Source organism: Flindersiella endophytica (genome assembly GCF_054779015.1).
On record NZ_BAAGYY010000024.1, the window covers coordinates 274,587 to 290,459 of the forward strand.

Annotated in this window: 13 protein-coding genes; 5 read left to right on the plus strand and 8 right to left on the minus strand. The window is 68.9% G+C overall.

The window, feature by feature from the left end; all coding sequences use genetic code 11:
- Positions 1 to 17 precede the first annotated feature (17 nt).
- From ACYVF6_RS29115 to ACYVF6_RS29130, 4 genes are all read left to right on the plus strand, one after another.
- Positions 18 to 1,202: a glycoside hydrolase family 88/105 protein gene (locus ACYVF6_RS29115; protein WP_460525796.1), complete on the plus strand. Its 1,185-nt coding sequence runs from the start codon at positions 18 to 20 to the stop codon at positions 1,200 to 1,202.
- Positions 1,199 to 2,779 (plus strand): DUF5722 domain-containing protein, encoded by a 1,581-nt coding sequence (locus ACYVF6_RS29120; protein ID WP_460525797.1) that lies wholly within the window; start codon positions 1,199 to 1,201, stop codon positions 2,777 to 2,779. The genes ACYVF6_RS29115 and ACYVF6_RS29120 overlap by 4 nt, the downstream gene beginning before the upstream one ends.
- A gap of 146 nt (positions 2,780 to 2,925) precedes the next feature.
- Positions 2,926 to 3,900: a glycoside hydrolase family 88 protein gene (locus tag ACYVF6_RS29125; protein WP_460525798.1), complete on the plus strand. Its 975-nt coding sequence runs from the start codon at positions 2,926 to 2,928 to the stop codon at positions 3,898 to 3,900.
- Between the two features lie 11 nt (positions 3,901 to 3,911).
- Positions 3,912 to 4,448, plus strand: coding sequence for a GrpB family protein (locus ACYVF6_RS29130; protein ID WP_460525799.1), 537 nt, complete (start codon positions 3,912 to 3,914; stop codon positions 4,446 to 4,448).
- Between the two features lie 84 nt (positions 4,449 to 4,532).
- Here the strand turns inward: ACYVF6_RS29130 and ACYVF6_RS29135 are convergent, their stop codons facing one another.
- Positions 4,533 to 7,475 carry an AfsR/SARP family transcriptional regulator gene (locus tag ACYVF6_RS29135; RefSeq protein WP_460525801.1) on the minus strand — a complete coding sequence of 981 codons (2,943 nt, stop codon included), beginning with the start codon at positions 7,473 to 7,475 and terminating at the stop codon, positions 4,533 to 4,535.
- A 121-nt stretch (positions 7,476 to 7,596) separates the two neighbouring features.
- Between ACYVF6_RS29135 and ACYVF6_RS29140 the strand changes: the two genes are divergently transcribed.
- Positions 7,597 to 8,532, plus strand: coding sequence for an alpha/beta fold hydrolase (locus tag ACYVF6_RS29140; RefSeq protein WP_460525802.1), 936 nt, complete (start codon positions 7,597 to 7,599; stop codon positions 8,530 to 8,532).
- On the opposite strand, the gene ACYVF6_RS29145 is transcribed toward ACYVF6_RS29140, so the two are convergent.
- From ACYVF6_RS29145 to ACYVF6_RS29175, 7 genes are read right to left on the minus strand one after another with little or no spacing between them, the layout of a single operon-like run.
- Entirely contained in the window at positions 8,529 to 9,548 is a 1,020-nt protein-coding gene (locus tag ACYVF6_RS29145; RefSeq protein WP_460525803.1) for an ABC transporter permease, read from the minus strand. The two genes, ACYVF6_RS29140 and ACYVF6_RS29145, sit on opposite strands and share 4 nt — an antisense overlap.
- The gene (locus ACYVF6_RS29150; RefSeq protein ID WP_460525804.1) at positions 9,545 to 10,312 is read right to left on the minus strand and encodes a sugar ABC transporter ATP-binding protein; all 768 of its coding nucleotides are present in this window, start codon (positions 10,310 to 10,312) and stop codon (positions 9,545 to 9,547) included. The genes ACYVF6_RS29145 and ACYVF6_RS29150 overlap by 4 nt, the downstream gene beginning before the upstream one ends.
- Complete coding sequence (locus ACYVF6_RS29155) at positions 10,309 to 10,545, minus strand: hypothetical protein (RefSeq protein WP_460525805.1); 237 nt, start codon at positions 10,543 to 10,545, stop codon at positions 10,309 to 10,311. The genes ACYVF6_RS29150 and ACYVF6_RS29155 overlap by 4 nt, the downstream gene beginning before the upstream one ends.
- Positions 10,542 to 11,714 (minus strand): CaiB/BaiF CoA transferase family protein, encoded by a 1,173-nt coding sequence (locus ACYVF6_RS29160; RefSeq protein ID WP_460525806.1) that lies wholly within the window; start codon positions 11,712 to 11,714, stop codon positions 10,542 to 10,544. Before ACYVF6_RS29160 ends, ACYVF6_RS29155 begins: the two co-directional genes overlap by 4 nt.
- A gap of 3 nt (positions 11,715 to 11,717) precedes the next feature.
- The gene (locus tag ACYVF6_RS29165; RefSeq protein WP_460525807.1) at positions 11,718 to 13,952 is read right to left on the minus strand and encodes a discoidin domain-containing protein; all 2,235 of its coding nucleotides are present in this window, start codon (positions 13,950 to 13,952) and stop codon (positions 11,718 to 11,720) included.
- Positions 13,847 to 14,761, minus strand: coding sequence for a hypothetical protein (locus ACYVF6_RS29170; protein ID WP_460525808.1), 915 nt, complete (start codon positions 14,759 to 14,761; stop codon positions 13,847 to 13,849). Before ACYVF6_RS29170 ends, ACYVF6_RS29165 begins: the two co-directional genes overlap by 106 nt.
- A gap of 10 nt (positions 14,762 to 14,771) precedes the next feature.
- Complete coding sequence (locus ACYVF6_RS29175; RefSeq protein ID WP_460525809.1) at positions 14,772 to 15,752, minus strand: ABC transporter substrate-binding protein; 981 nt, start codon at positions 15,750 to 15,752, stop codon at positions 14,772 to 14,774.
- Positions 15,753 to 15,873 lie beyond the last annotated feature (121 nt).

Sequence of the window (15,873 nt, forward strand, 5' to 3'; positions counted from 1 at the left end):
CGACGAGGGAGGAATCCATGAACCGCCGGCAGCTCTTCGCGCGCACGGCCACCCTCGGAGCCGGATCCCTCGTCGGCGCTGGAGCGGCCGGCTGTGCACCAGAGCAACCAGCGCCCGCCGAACCCGCTGCCCGCGAGCAAGCGCGCGCCGAGGTTCTCCCGAGCCGCGCCGACGTGATCGCGGTGATGAACCGCGTCGACGACCACTGGATCGGCACCCACCCCGACCCCGGCGACAACGGCTGGGCCCGCGCGACCTACTTCTCCGGCCTCATGCACCACTACCGGCTCACGCGCGAAAAACGCCTGCTCGACTACGCCATCGGCTGGGGCGAGCAAAACGGTTGGGGCCTGCTCGGTGGCGTCACGACACGCAACGCCGACAACCAGTGCGCCGGCCAGGCCTACCTCGACCTGTACGAAGAGGTCGGCGGCGCCGGCAAGATCGCGGCCATCGAGGCGTCACTGGCGCACCTGCTCACCGACCAACCCGACAAGAACGACGACTGGTGGTGGGTCGACGCGCTGCACATGGGGATGCCGCCGCTCGTACGGTTCGGCCGGCTGCGGGCCAACAACCAGTACTGGGTAAAGATGTACCGGCTCTACCACTACTGCAAACGCCAACGCGGCATCGCCGGTGTCTACGTCCAGCCCGGAAACCTCAGCGAGTCGTCGGCGTTGTGGTACCGCGACCAGAACTTCCAGGTCGACGGGCCGTTGAGCAAATCGCCGAACGGCAAGCCCGTGCACTGGTCGCGCGGCAACGGCTGGGTGCTCGCCGCTCACGCCAAAGTGCTCGAGGTCCTTCCACACAACGACAAACGCGGCCCGGAATACATCTACACACTGCAGCAGCTCGCGGCCGCACTGCGCCAGGCGCAACAGCCCGACGGCTTCTGGTACCCCAATCTCAGCGACCCCGCGCACTTCGGCGGACCGGAGGTCAGCGGCACGGCGTTCTTCGTGTTCGGGCTTGCCTACGGCATCACCGCCGGCCTGCTCGACCGGGAGGCCCACCTGCCGGTGGTGGCGCGCGCGTGGAACGCCATGGTCGCAACGGCCGTCGATGACAACGGCTTCCTCGGTTACGTCCAGCCGCCCGGCGACCGCCCGGCACCCGTCGCGGCCAACCACACCGAGGACTTCGGAGTTGGAGCATTCCTGCTGGCCGGCTCGGAGATCGCGAGGTTGACCGCATGATCCGTACGAAAGTCGTTGCCCTGCTCGCCATGCTCGTCGTGCTCGGTGTCGGGCTGCCCGCCGGCGCCGCCTACTCGCCCGGCGCGGGCCCGGCGGCACTTCCGTACCCCGAACGCTCCGACTACCGCATCAAGTCGCTCCAGCCCGACTTCTGGCCCGACAAGAACGAGATCGCTGGAAACAACACCGGCGGCGTCGCGATGAACCTCGTCTGGGCGAGCTGGGAGCCGCAGGTGAAGGCTCCGCCGTGCGCTGCCAGTGAGCAGGAGTACGACGGACACTGCTTCCAGGTGCAGTCGCTGGACGCCGACATCAAAGAGTGGACCGACCAGGGGCTCGTGGTCACAGGTGTCGTCTACGGCACGCCGGCCTGGGCGCGCGCCGGAAAGGCCTGCTCGCCTGTCGCTCCCGGCTTCGAGCTGTTCTGCACCCCGAACAACGCCGCCGACTACGGCCGCTTCGTGGGCATGCTCGCGCAGCGCTACGACGGCCAGCATGGCCACGGCCGGGTCGCCGACTTCGTCGTCCACAACGAGGTCAACAGCAACGCATGGTTCGACATCGGTTGCGGGCAAGGCGTCGCGTGCGACGTCAACCGCTGGCTCGACGAGATCGCCGCCAACTACAACGCCGCCTACGACCGCGCACAGGCCGAGCAGCCGACGGCGAAGGTGCTCATCTCGCTGGACCACCAGTTCGGCACCGAGCTCGAACGCCCGGGCGCCGACGACGCGACGCTGTCCGGCATGACCGTGCTGCGTGGGCTGAACGCACGGGCGGGCAACCGGGCCTGGCGGGTGGCGTTCCATCCGTATCCGCCGGACCTGCGCAGCAACGTCTTCGGGCCTGACGACTATCCGCGCGTGACGTACGGCAACCTCGGCGTGCTGCTCGGCTGGCTGCGTGCGACGTTCCCGGACCAGACCGCGGCCTGGTCCGACGTGCAGCTCACCGAGAGCGGCATCAACTCGCTGTCGCCCTCGTCCCCGGCCAAGCAGGCGACCGCGGTCTGCGACTCGTTCCGCAACGTACTCGGCACGCCTGGCATCACCAACTACGTCTACCACCGGATGAAGGACCACCCGGACGAGGTGGCGGGCGGGCTCGGGCTCGGCCTGCGCAATCCGGACGGAACCGCCAAGCCGGCTTGGACGACGTGGGCGCTGGCCAACCGCAACGACCTCTCGCCGGCGCAGCTGTCGTGTGGATTCGAGCAGCTGCCGTACACCAGGCTGGTGCGCGGATACAACGCCTCGCGTGGGCACTGGGCGTCGTCGCGGTTGCTGCCTGCCGGGTTCGCGGCCGAGCAGTCCTGGCGGCTGTCGCGGCACGAGCAGGCCGGCACGGTCGCGTTGTACGAGTGCAAGGTCGGCGGCCACAACCTGCTGACCCGCTCCCCGGGCTGCGAAGGACTGCAGCCGCTGGGGCCGGTGGGCTTCATCCACACCGGCCAGGTGAGCGGAACAGTGCCGCTCTACCGGTGTTACATCCCCGGCAACGGCGACCATTTCGTCTCCCCGCGATCCGACTGCGAGGGCCAGCGGCGGGAGTCACTGCTCGGCTACGCGTACTCCTAGATCTGTCTGCCTTGCCCGAATTCGCCTGCCGAGGCTGGTGATTCCCGAAATGCGGCGTGTCTTCTGCTCGGCCGCGCCAAGGTGGCAAACCCGCCTAGGATCGAGCACACTCGCCGTACGCGCAGAACTGACTTTTAGGTGGTCAGATGACAGATCCACGCGAACTCGCACTCGCTGTGGCTGATCGGGCCCTGGACTACGACTACAAGCTCTGGGACTTCGGAGAGGGCCCGGCCCTGTTCGGTGTGGTCCAGACCGCGTCGTTGCTGGACCGCCCCGATCTCATCGACCGGGTCGTCGACCTGGTGACACCTACGCTGTTCCGGCCACCCTCGCCCGCGGATCACCTGATACCGGTGGATCTGTTGCGATTGTTGAATGCCGTACGCGGCGTCGACATCTCCGACGCGGTAGCCCGCTGGGTACAGGCGATCAGGACTGCTCCCCGCCCGGTGCCGGGCCTGCCGCGCGTGCATCGTCCAGACCTCGCTCCCTGGTCCACGACCGTGTGGGTCGACTGCATGCACATCGACGGCCCGGGCCTGACGTTGTCGGGTTTCCCCGGCGAAGCGGCCGACAGCCTGGAAGAGGTCTCGGGCGTACTGCAGAGCGAGAGCGGCTTGTTCTCCCACGTGTTCGACGTGGCAACCGGCGAAGCCAACCACGTGCACTGGGGGCGCGGCCAGGGACTGGCGTTGTACGGCCTGGTGGAGACCGCGTGCGTGGGCGGCCTCCGCACAACCCTCGCCGCCCGCGCGACGGCACTACTGACCGCACTGGCCCAGTACGAGGAGAACGGCCGCTGGCGCACCATCGTCGACGACTCGACCGCACCGGTGGACAACAGCGTGTCGGTACTGGTGGCGTACGCCGTCCTGGCCGGAGTCGCCGCCAACGTCGTCGACGACCGCTGGTCGTCCATGGGCGAACGCGCCCTGGCAGCAGCGATCGACCAGCTGGACTCCTCCGGCGGTTTGCCGGTGCCGGCGGATCCCACGACTGGCGGGCCTGCCGCGGGCTACCGCGCGGATGAGGTCGGCGTCTACCCCTGGGGCCAGGGGCCGCTGCTCCTGGCATTGCGTCGCGTTTACGAGTGGAGTTTCCGCCCAGGTATCTCGTAATCTCAGCTGGTATGACCATTTCGACAGTTGAGGCGTACGACGCCGCATGGCCCGGCATGGCGCGGAAGGCGTGCGAGGAGCTTCGTCAGGCGTTGCCCGGTGTGTTCCTGGAGATCGAGCACGTGGGAAGTACTGCCGTCCCTGGCCTGGCCGCGAAGCCGGTGATCGACCTGATGGCCTCGGCCGCCTCCCTCCCGGCGATGACGCCGCACCGGGAGACGCTGGCGGGGCTGGGGTACGTGCTGCTCGAGGGCGTGATGCACAACCGGCTGTTCTATCCACGGGACGACGCCTCGGGGAGGCGTACGCATCACTTGCACGTGGTCTCGGCCGATACGTGGGAGACGCGGAACGAACGGCTTCTGCGGGATTACCTGCGGGCTCATCCGGAGGCGGCGGCGCGGTACGGGGCGCTGAAGGAGCGCCTGGCGGCGACGCTGGGCGTTGGGGACGAGTACACGAAGGCGAAGACGGGGCTTATTCAGGAGATGGTGGACGCGGCGCGGGCTTCGCGAGGGCTTCCGCTTGTTGATGTGTGGGAGGGGTGAGGGGCGGGTTCGCTGTAGTTAACCTTCTGTGATTGAGGTTCAAGAATCTTTCTCCATCCATGCCTTTTTGTTACTGCGTTTGCCCTAGCGGGGGCTTCCCATCAGGACGCCGCCCTCAGGTAACCCCAGCTCTTCCAGGATGTCCAAGGCTTGTTGCCACGTCTTTCTGGCTATGTCGTGTCTTCCCTCCGCGTGTTGCGAGTCTGCCAGGTGCACCAGCGTCTGTGCTTCGTTGCGGCGGTCTCCCACTTCGGCGAAGAGGTCCAGCGCGCGGCGGTAGGACTCCGCGGCTCGGCCGAAGTCGCCTAGGCGGTGATAGGCGTAGCCGAGGCTGTCCAAGGTGTTGGCTTGGCCCTGCGGATCTTCCAGCTCGATCAGGATCGGCAGTGCGCGGCCGGAGTATTCGATTGCCTGCTGATATTCGCCCAGCAATGCGTGGAACCAGCCGACTGCGTTCAATGCCCGCGCTTCGCCTTGGCGTTGGCCTGCCCGCCGGTAGAGCTCCAGTGCCCGCTGCGCGTGGCCGAGTCCTTCGCCGTGGTAGCCCTGCTGCTCGTACAGGTGAAAGAAGATCTGGTGCACGCGCGCCTCGCCCAGATCGTCGCACTGGGAGCGGTACAGGTCGATTGCCTTGGCGAGGTTGGCTCCTGCGGCCTCGTGATCGCCGAGCCGGAGGTTGGCGTGCCCGACCAGGCTGTAACACCGCGCCTGATCAGAAGAGGAAGCCGATCGTACGGCTGCCTCCAGCGCGGTCTCCTGCACCAGCCGCCAGTCGTGCCAGTAGCCCTGCCAGTCCAGGAAAGTCGCGATCGACCAGGCGAGCTGCCAGCAATGATCATCCAGTCCGCTGTCGGCGGCCGCGGAAATCATCGCCACCAAGACTCGCCGCTCGGCCGCGAACCACACCATCGCCTGCTCGCGTTCGGCGAACCGTTCCACAACCACCCCACTCAGGGCGGCAGGAAGGGTGATCGGATCACGGTCGGGATAGATCACGCGCACGCCGCCGAACGCCGAATGCAAGTAGTGGTCGAGCACCCGGTGCATCGCCGAGATCCGATCCGCTGCCATCTCCTCGGCCTCCACCAACTCGACGGCAAACGCTCGAACCAAGTCGTGGAAGGAATACCGTCCCGGCACATGCTCGGTGAGCAGATGACAACGAGTCAACTCACCGAGCAGCCGCCGGGCCTGCCGGATCGGTACGCCGGCCAGGCTGGCCGCCGCCCGCACCGACAGATCGGGCCCCGGATGCAACCCCAGCAAGCGGAACAGGCCGGCAGCCTCCGCGCTCAACTGCTGGTACGACCATGACAACACCGCACGTACGTCAGTCGTCGAGTCTTCGTCGGCGAACGCGTCGAGGCCGCCACGGGCATCACGGAGCTCGGCGGCGAGCACCTCCAGCGAGAACTCCGGATTGGTCGCGGCCCGCGCCGCCGAGATCGCCAGCGCGAGCGGCAGGCCGGCACACATCCTGATGATGTCGCGCGTCGCCGCGGGTTCGGCCGACACCCGGTCCTCGCCAAGCCGGTCGGCCAGCAGCTGCCAGGCGTCCACCGGATCGAGCAACCCGAGACTGATCACGTGCGCACCCTCGGCCGCCATCAGCCCGGACAGCATCCGCCGGCTCGTGACGACGACCGCGCACCCCGGCGCCGCGGGCAGCAACGGGCGTACCTGCTCGGTGTCGCGCGCGTTGTCGAGCACGATCAGCATCCGCTTACCGGCCAGGATCGAACGATAGAGAGCTGCCCGCGCCTCGACGTCGCTCGGCAGCCGCGCGGCGGGCACCTGCAGCGCGTCGAGGAAACCCCGCAATGCCTCTGCCGCCGGCATCGGCTCGCCACTGCGGTCGAACCCGCGGAGGTTGACGTGCAGCTGACCGTCGGGGAAGCGATCTGCGACCCGGTGTGCCCAGTGCACCGCGAGCGTCGACTTGCCGACGCCCGCCATCCCAACGATCACGGCGATCGCCGGTGCAGGTGCCGGCGATGCAGCTGATGCCACCGAGGTCGCCGTTGTCGCCGGGTCCCGCGCGGCGAGCGGGCTCGACGCGGCGACCGTCAGAGCGTCGAGCTGCTCCAGGACCTCACCGCGCCCCGCGAACCGTTCGATGCTGACCGGAAGCTGCCGGGGCGTCAGCTCTCCGACCGGCGCGGGCTCGGGCGGCGCGAGCTCGGCCACCGGTTCGTCCGTGGGCAAGGCGGTGGAGAGGGGCACCTGCGCGGACGTGACGTCCAGCGGCGCCTCCTGCGGGGGATCGAGCGCGGGATCGGCGTTCAGGATCTGCATGTGCAGGTCACGGATGCGCGCGCCGGGCTCGACCCCGAGCTCCTCGTCGAGTACGCGATAGAGCCGCTGGTACGCACTCAGCGCGTCGGCCCGGCGGCCGGACTTGTGCAGCGCCGCGAGCAGCAGCTCCCACAGCCGCTCGCGCAGCGGGTGGGCGCCGGTGAGGTCCTCCAGCTCGCCGACGACTGTCTGGTGCCGGCCCAGCCCGATCTCGGCCGCCACACACTGCTCGACCACCTCGAGCCGACGGTCGTCGAGGCGGCGAGCCTGGTCGCGTACGGCCTGCACACCGATGTCGGCGTACGCCTCGCCGTGCCACAGCTCCAGCGCGGACCGCAACCGGCCGGCGCCGTAGTCGGCCTCACCGATCTCGATCGCCTGCCAACCCTCGCTGACGTACTGCTCGAACCGGCGCTGATCGATGGCCTCGTCCGGCACTTGAAGGAGGTATCCATCTCGCCGGGTGTGGAGGTATACCCCACCCTGTTTGGAATTGTCATTGGATAAAAGCGACAACATTCTGCGCAATCGATATACGCAGGATTGCAGGGTCGTTCTCGCCGACCGCGGCGGCGCACCTTCCCACAGGTCGTCGATCAGCCGATCACGGCCACAAGCCTTGTTGGCGTTGAGCAGCAGCAGCGCGAGCAGCGCGCGCTGCTTGGCCGCGCCGATCTCGATTCGGCGCTCTCCGGCATACAACTCGAGCGGTCCCAGTACACGGAACTCCACGGGCATTCCCCCTGCGTCGCCTGCACGTAGTACGACGTTCGCAACTGACCCAGACGTTGGCCGCATTTCCAAAATACCTCGCAAAATCTCGTCCTCGAAACGGCGGGTAGGCTGCCAGGCCATGAACGAAGGCGTGCAGCTGCGGCAGCGAGTCGCGTTGGGCGGGCTCCCCCAGGAAGTGCTGGTCCGTGGCACCGATGCCGGCAATCCGCTACTGCTCATTCTGCACGGCGGCCCAGGATTCGCCGAGATGCCGTTGTTCACGACGTACAACGCCGATCTGGAGCAGCACTTCCTTGTGGTGCACTGGGATCAGCGTGGTGCCGGGAGGTCCTACTCCCCCGACATTCCGGCCGAGACGATGACGCTACGCCAGTTCGTCTCCGACGCGCTCGAGTTGATCGACTGGCTGACCGAACGCTTCGCCCAGGGCAAGGTCTACCTGCTCGGGCACTCGTGGGGCAGCCTGGTGGGTGCGACGCTCGCCAGCAGGCACCCGGCGAAGCTCCACGCGTTCGTCGGCGTCGGGCAGTGCGTCGCGGGGATGCTCAACGAACAGCGGTCGTACGCCTTCACCCTGCGGAAAGCGGTCGAGCTCCAGAACCACGAGGCCATCAGCGCCCTGCGTGCGATCGAGGATCGGTACACACCGGATGGCGGACTGACGTTCGCCGAGATCGTGGTTCAGCGGGGTTGGCTCGACCGGTTCGGCGGCCAGGTCCACGGCGACACCGGGGCACTGTTCGACCGCATCGAGCCAGGACTTCGCCAGGAGTACTTCGCCTCGGCGGCGCAGGAGTTCTCGATGGGCCGGCTGTTGCCGGAGCTGCTCGCGTCCGACCTGCGTCGCACGGCCCGCAGTTTCGAGGTCCCGGTCCATTTCGTCCTTGGCAGGTACGACCAGAACACGCCGGCCGAGCTCGCGGCGGAGTATTTCGAGCTGATGGAGGCACCGGTCAAGCAGCTGCACTGGTTCGAGAAGTCAGCGCACATGGTGCCGTTCGAGGAACCGGAGAAGTTCAACACGCTGCTCGCCGAATCGGTTCTACGCCGCTAGCCCGCGCGTTCGCGGTTGCGGCGGCGGAGCTGGTCGAGGTAGACCGCTGCGACGAGGACGGCACCGACGGCGACGAACTGCCAGTACGGGTTGACGCCGATCGTGATGAAGCCGCTTTGCAGGACCGCCGGGATCAGCAGGCCGATCACCGTGCCGGCTATCGTGCCGCGGCCGCCGAACAGGCTCGCCCCGCCGAGCACGACCGCCGCGATCGCGGCCAGGTTGTCGGTCGTGTGCCCGCTGATCGTCGTGGTCTGGAAGTGGGCGAGCGACAGGCAGCCGGCCACGCCCGCGAGCGTTCCGGACAGGGTGTAGACCACGATCAGCTGCCGGTCGACCGCGATGCTGGCCCGCCGCGCGGCCTCCGGGTTGGAGCCGATCGCGTACGTGTGCCGCCCGAACCGCGTGTACGCCAGCACCAGCCCGAACGCCGGGGCGACCAGCACCGCGATCACCACGAGCCACGGAACCACGCCCAGCAACCGGCCGAACCCGACCGTGCGTACGAATGTCAGCGGCACGCCACGCACGTCCGTTCCGCCGGAGATGAGGTACGCCGCGCCCAGCGCCATCCCGAGCGTGCCGAGCGTCGCGATCAGCGCGGGCACCCGGGCCCTGGCCACCAGCACACCGTTCAGCCCACCCCACGCGGCGCCGGCGACCACACCCGCCAGGCTCCCGGCCAGGATCACACCCCAGCCGGACTGCTCGTCGCCGAGCCAGAGCATCACCTTCGCGGCGATCACGCCGGAGAAGATCAGCACCGAGCCCACCGACAGGTCGATCCCCGCGGTAACGATGACGTACGTCATGCCGATGGCGAGTACGAGCAGCGGCGCGCTGTCGGCCGCGATGCTGCGCAGGTTGACGGGGTTGGTGAAGTTGGGCTGCAGCACGCTGAAGAACACCAGCAGTACGACGAGAACCAGGAAGATCCACAGCGTGTTGGCGCCGGCGGCCCGCGTACGCAGGAAGCCGAGCCGGCCGGTCATCGACGTGGTCATCTGGGTGCTCATGCGGCCGGCTCCTCCGCGTCCAGGGCGCCGGTCATCGCGGCGACCAGCTCCTCCACGGTGGTGTCCGCCGCGCGGTAACGCGCGACGCGCCGTCCGAGCCGCAGCACCTCCACGCGGTCGGCGACTTCGAGTACCTCGGGCATGTTGTGCGAAATCAGGACAACCGTGATGCCGCGGTCGCGAATGCGGCGGATCACCTCCAGCACGCGGCCGCGCTGGACCACACCGAGCGCGGCCGTCGGCTCGTCCATGAAGACGACGCGGGTCGCCCACATCGCCGCCCGCGCGACCGCGACCGACTGCCGCTGGCCGCCCGACAACGCGCCGACCGGCGCTTGTACGTCGGGCAACTCGATGCCCAGGTCGGCGAACGCCTCGACGGCCTCGGTACGCATCCGCGACCGGTCGAGTACGCCGAGCCGCCCGAGCAAGCCGTGCTTGCGCACCTCGCGGCCGAGGAAGAGGTTGGCCGGGGAGTCCAGGTCGGGAGCGAGCGCGAGGTCCTGGAAGACGGTCTCGATCCCGAACCGGCGCGCGGTTGCCGGCGAGTCCAGCGCGACCTGCTCCCCCGCGAACCGCACCTCGCCACCGCTCGGCAGCTCGGTGCCGGACAGGCAGCGGACCAGCGTGCTCTTCCCGGCGCCGTTGTCCCCGATCAGCGCGACGACTTCACCCTCGTACGCGGTGAAGCTGGCGCCGCGGAGCGCTTGGACGTGGCCGTAGGCCCGGGTCAGCTCGTGGGCCTCCAGCAGCGGTCCGCTCATGCGCACTCTCCGAGCAACGCCTGGACACTCTCGGCGTCGAGGACCTCGGCCGGATGCGGCCCCACAACCGGTGGCCGCCGACGTACCAACGACGGCGTCTCCGCCATCGTGATCGGACACCCAATCGGCGCGACGGCCGCACGCTCGTTCACCACGAAGTCGGCACCGCGCAGCGCCTGGACGTGGCCGCAGACCCGGGTCAGCTCGCGCGCCTCCAGCAACGGTCCGCTCATGCGCTCTCCCCGAGCAACGCCTGAATGCTCTCCGCGTCGAGCACCTCCGCCAGCACCTCCGCCGTATGCGCCCCCACAACCGGCGGCGGCCGGCGTACCGACCACGGGGTCTCCGACATCGTGATCGGACAGCTGATCAGCTCGATGGTGCCGTGCTCCGGGTGCTCCACCGTGCTGATCAGCGGCGAGCCCTGCTCGCGCAGCTCGTCGACGGCCTCGGTGGCCGTGCGCGCACGGGCCGCCCAGACGCCGGCCGGGCCCAGCTCGGCCAGCCACTCGTCCGTCGTCCGGGTGGGGAACACCGCGTCCAGCCGGCGCTTGGCCTCGTCACGGTCGATCCATGCGTCGAGCTCGGCCAGGTCCGGATCCCTTACCAGCTTCGCGATCTGATCGAGCGGAGCCATCGCGACCGCCAGCCAGCCGTCCGCGGTCCGGTACATTCCGCATGGCGCCGACAGCCACGGCGAGGCGATGCCCTCCTCCGAACGCGGCGCTTCCTTGCCCTGGTTGACGATTGCCGAAATCTCCTGGCACTGCAGGGCGATCGCCGTCGAGAACAAGTCGACCTCGACGCGCTGCCCGATGCCCTGACGTTCGCGCGCCACCAGGGCCGCGAGTACGCCGGTCGCCAGCGTCAGCGCGGTGCTGGCATCGACCATCGAGGTGCCCGCGAACGTGGGAGGCTCGGTCGCTTTGCCTGTGTGGTAAGCGAGTCCGGACGCCGCCTGGATCAGCAGGTCCTGGCCGGGGCGCCGTTCTCTCGCGGCCGGCGTGTCCTGGCCCCAGCCCGATCCCGAGCAGTAGATGATGTCCTGCTTCACCGCCTTGAAATCCTCGTATCCCAGGCCGAGCCGGTCGAGCACACCTGGACGGAAGTTCTCGACCACCACGTCGCAGGTCGCGCCGAGGGCGAGCAGCGCGTCCTTGGCACGCGGATCCTTCAGGTCGAGAGCGACCGAACGTTTGTTGCGGTTCATCGCGAGGAACGCCGCCGACTCACCGTTCAGCAGCTCGCCCAGCATCGCCAGGCCGCGTTCCCATTCGCCGGTCACCGGCCGCTCGACCTTGATGACGTCGGCACCGAGGTCACCCAGCAGCTGGGTCGCGAACGGACCCAGCATCATCTGGCTGAAATCGAGGACCCTGATCCCGTCGAGAGCTCCAGGCATCGCTCACCTTTCCACTGTGAGTTCACGCAGTTCGGCCTGGCTGCTCTGCCAGCCGGTCACGACAACAGCGACATAGCGTGCGGTCGCGGGCGACCCGCTGAACGGCACGTAGGTCAGGCCGTCGGTGGACACATCGACACGCACGTTGGGCACGGCACCGGTCGTCCAGTCCAGGCCGACCGTGCCGATCTGGCGCGCCGAACCCAGATCGACGACCATCCGGCCGGTCGCGCCCGGCCGCCACGCGGTCGCCGGATCGCCGTCGACCGCGTTGCCGGGCTCGGTCATGTCGGCCGGACGCGGAGACGTCGGGAACGTCGTCCGGTCGCGCGCGAGGTCGCTCGTCGGGAAGACCGGACCGTCGAACGTCACGGTCCTGGTGCCGCCGGGCGTCAGATAGACGTCCCTGGCCTCACCGGTCGTGAGCGACGTGACGTGGAGCTCGGCGGGCGCGCCGTCCGGCGCGGTCAGCCGAACTGTCGCCGAGCCGGCCACGTCCGCCGTGACACCCGCCGGTGCCTCCGCGCCGTTACGCCCGGAGATCGTGAACCGTGCGGGCGCGACCCGAGCGTCGGCGGCCGGCACGGAGACGCTGTAACTCGTGCTCCCCGCGGCGGTCCGCTGCGTACCCTCGTACAGCGTGATCGCCTTGCCCTGATGGGGAATCGTCACCGTCGCGTTGGTGATCGGTGAGGCGGTCAGGTTGAACAGCGACAGGTGCCCACCAACGACGCTGGCCGCCAAGCCCGCCGGGCCGCCAACGGGCGCTGGCGTGCCGGCGTGCGCGGCCGTCTGGTCCGTCGTCTCGGCAGGGTAGCCCTCGACCACCATGCCGGCCGCACCCGTTGCCGGGCCGTCGGAGAGCACCACGCCGGTCGGGGTGACGGTAATCGGGTTGCCGCTGCCGCGTACGACGAAGCCCGCGCGGCCGTCGACGTTCAGCCAGGTGCCGTTGGCGTGTTGCTTCTTCGGAACGCTGGCGACGGTCCGCCAGGTCTGGCCGTCGTCGGAGACCTGGACGTCGTAGGCGGACGCGTACGCGGTCTCCCAGCGCAGGTTCACCCGGTCGAGCTGCTGGGGCCGGCCGAGGTCAACGGCGAGCCAGCCGGGGTCCAGGCGCTGGTCGGTCGCGACCGCCCAGCGGGTGGCGGGGTCGCCGTCGGTGGCCTTGGCGGGCTCGAAGCCCGCGGAGCTGGAAGAGGCCGTGGTGGGCCTGCCCTTGGCGAGGTTGGCGCTCGCGCCGGCGTACGCCTCGAGCTCCCACAGCGAGAAGCCGTACTGTGTGGCGGCCTTGGTGCCGGACATTCTGACGTAGCGGGCGGTTGTCGCGGGGAGCCGCACGTCGTCGACGCCGCCGTCGCCGAGTCCGGCTGCCAGCGTGGTCGATCCGCCGTTCCAGCTGAACGTTCGGTCGCCGTCGAGGCCCGGCACGCCGGGCATGGTCAGGTTGTACAGGCGCAGCACGCCCTCGCCGGCGCCCGTACCGCTGGTCGCGTAGACGACCGTGCCGTCTGGGAGCGTGGTGAAGCCGGTAACACCTTGCGACGTGCGCAGCGCGGTCGCCGAGGCGTCCAGGCCGTCACGTGCCTTGGTGTAGACGTGGGCCGCGCGTGCCTGCACTGTGGCGTCGACCGACGGCAGCAGGGCAGGGCTCTTGCCGGCGACGTCGAACAGCCAGTCGTCGTGCTGCGGCAGGTAGGCGAACTTCACGAAGCCGGGCTTGCTCAACGCGCCCGACAGCGCGCGTTCGGTCTGGTGCGCGACCAGGCCTGGACCGGTGCCGTAGTCGACGACTCCGGCGAAGTGCCTGAAGTACTGCTCCTGGCTCACCGGCTCGACCGGGCCGCCGAGCCTGTCGCTCCAGGCGTGCAGGAGGTACGACATGGCCACCTCGGCGCGGGCCTCCGGCTCGTACTTCGGTTCGCCGCTGAACTTCGTCAGCCGGCCGGACGGTGCGTACTGCACGTACGGCAGCAGCCGGTCGGCGAGCATCGCCTCGGCGCGGGCGGCGTAGCGGTCTCGGGCGACCGTCGCGCGGTAGGTGATCGGCAGCAGCGCGCGTCCGTACAGGTGATGCCGGTCGTCGATCATGAAGTCCTGCGCGACGCCGGCGTCGGTGCCGAGCTGCGCCATCACGTTCCAGAGCGGGTCATCGTTGGGCTGGCGCAGGATCTCCTCGGGCAGCTGCTTGCCGGCGAGGAGGAACTGCACGGCGTTGCGGCCGGGATACGCGCCCATCGACTGCTGGTACATCGGGTTCCACGAGTTGTGGTTCTCGATGATGAACGTGTCGAAGATGTTGTGCGCGGTGCTCCACTGCTCGACGGGCGGCCGGCGATGACCGCTGGATTCGCCTTGTCTGCTTGCGGAAGCGCACCCAGGTTGAGCATCCAGCGGGCATGCCACTCACGCCACTCGTTCGCGCGGGCGTCGTCCGGCAGCCAGGCGAGGGCGGCGGCGAGCGGCATGCTGCGCGCACCCATCTCCTCCATGCGGGTGTTGCCCACGTACCCGCCGGCCAGGCCGTTGGTCTCGGGGCTGTTGGCGCCGAGGTCGACGATGTTGTCGGCGGCGGAGCGGATGATGGTGTCGACCTGCTGCCTGGTTGTCTGGCCGAGGTCCTGCCACACCATCTTCGCCGCGGCGACGAAGTAGGTCTCCATCGTGGAGTCCCAGTAGATCGTCTTGCCCCAGCTGCCGTTCGGGTCGACCCAGCGGTTCTTGGCGGCGGCGAAGGCGATCGAGCGGACAGTGTGGTCGCGCAGGGTTTCCTTGCTGACGCCGGCGAGCTGCTCGTCGTAGGTTCCGTTCGTGAGCAGGACGGCGTTGCCGAAGACGCCGACGACGTAGAAGTCCTGGATGCGGTACGAGCCCACGGCGGCGTCCCAGGTGGACTCGACGAACGGCGTGTTGAGCAGCAGCGCGCGGTAGTAGGTGTCGGCCGGCGAGGTCGCTTGCGGTTTGCCCGCGCTGCCCGGGCTCACCTGTACGACGGCGGCCAGCAGGGCGGCGAGCAGGGCAACGGAGATTCTCAGTCCACGTCGCATGATGGGCTCCTCAGCCGGTGCAGCTGTCGTTGTAGAGGTAGGTCTTCACGGGCTTGGTGGCGAGACTGTCCTTGGTGGCGATCAGGGAGTCGGTACGGATGAGCTTCTCGACCGGTTTGTCGTTCAGCGCGTTGATCGCCTGCTCGACGCCTTTGGTACCGATGTCGAGCGGCTTGAGGACGACCTGGGCCTGGGCGGTGCCGTCCTCCAGTGCCTCGACGCCGCTCGGGTTGGCGTCGAAGCCGACCAGCTTGATCTCGCCGGTCTTGTTGGCGTTCTTGATGCCGGTGGCGGCGCCCTGGCCGGTGAGGGTGTTGGTGGCGAACACGGCGGAGAGGTCGGGGTGGGCCGCCAGCGTGCTCGTCACGGCGGTGGCGGCCTTGGCCGCGTCGTCGCCGACGTTCTGGCGGCCGAGGTACTTCAGGCCGGGTGCCTGCTTCAGGCCGGCCTCGAACCCCTTCATCCTGGCCTCGACGGTCGACACGCCTGGCTGAGTGTTGATCGCGATCACCGAACCGTTGCCGCCGGTCTCGCGGACCACTTCCTCGGCGGCGTGCTGACCAGCGAGCTGATCGTCGGACGTGACCTGGGAGGCGGCCGGCTTGGGATCCTTCAGCGTCGTGTCGACGAGCACGATCTTGATGCCCTGGGCTTCTGCTTCCTCGAGTGGCGCCTGGAGCGCGGTGTCGTCGACGGGAGCGATGAGGATCGCATCGGGCTGCTTCGCGATGACCGAGTTGAGCACCTGGATCTGCTCGGGCGCGTCCCACTTGCCAGGGCCCTGAACATCGAGCGTCGCGCCTGCCCGCTTGGCGGCGGCCCGGGCACCGCAGGCCATCGAACCGTAGAACGCATCCCCCTTCAGCCCGACGATCAGGCTGATCGAAGGGTTGTCCCCCGCGCCCGCATCGTCTCCGCACGCCGCTGCGAGGGGGCTGAGCAGTACAAACCCGGCGGCCGCCACGAACCACGTCCGGCGAGATCGAGCCATGTCGCGCCTCCTTGGCACACCCGGAACCGACGGAAGAAGGAAATCGTTTTTCCGTCGTATCGCCGCGCGACGGCCACCGTCAACCCTCCGGGCCACAACCGGCCGCCCACCGCCGGCCGAG

Bases quoted from the DNA above. Each gene is read 5' to 3' on its own strand.
- ACYVF6_RS29115 (WP_460525796.1), top strand. From the start codon at position 18: ATGAACCGCCGGCAGCTCTTCGCGCGCACGGCCACCCTCGGAGCCGGA.
- ACYVF6_RS29120 (WP_460525797.1), top strand. From the start codon at position 1,199: ATGATCCGTACGAAAGTCGTTGCCCTGCTCGCCATGCTCGTCGTGCTC.
- ACYVF6_RS29125 (WP_460525798.1), top strand. From the start codon at position 2,926: ATGACAGATCCACGCGAACTCGCACTCGCTGTGGCTGATCGGGCCCTG.
- ACYVF6_RS29130 (WP_460525799.1), top strand. From the start codon at position 3,912: ATGACCATTTCGACAGTTGAGGCGTACGACGCCGCATGGCCCGGCATG.
- ACYVF6_RS29140 (WP_460525802.1), top strand. From the start codon at position 7,597: ATGAACGAAGGCGTGCAGCTGCGGCAGCGAGTCGCGTTGGGCGGGCTC.
- ACYVF6_RS29145 (WP_460525803.1), bottom strand. From the start codon at position 9,548: ATGAGCACCCAGATGACCACGTCGATGACCGGCCGGCTCGGCTTCCTG.
- ACYVF6_RS29150 (WP_460525804.1), bottom strand. From the start codon at position 10,312: ATGAGCGGACCGCTGCTGGAGGCCCACGAGCTGACCCGGGCCTACGGC.
- ACYVF6_RS29155 (WP_460525805.1), bottom strand. From the start codon at position 10,545: ATGAGCGGACCGTTGCTGGAGGCGCGCGAGCTGACCCGGGTCTGCGGC.
- ACYVF6_RS29160 (WP_460525806.1), bottom strand. From the start codon at position 11,714: ATGCCTGGAGCTCTCGACGGGATCAGGGTCCTCGATTTCAGCCAGATG.
- ACYVF6_RS29165 (WP_460525807.1), bottom strand. From the start codon at position 13,952: ATGGGCGCGTATCCCGGCCGCAACGCCGTGCAGTTCCTCCTCGCCGGC.
- ACYVF6_RS29170 (WP_460525808.1), bottom strand. From the start codon at position 14,761: ATGCGACGTGGACTGAGAATCTCCGTTGCCCTGCTCGCCGCCCTGCTG.
- ACYVF6_RS29175 (WP_460525809.1), bottom strand. From the start codon at position 15,752: ATGGCTCGATCTCGCCGGACGTGGTTCGTGGCGGCCGCCGGGTTTGTA.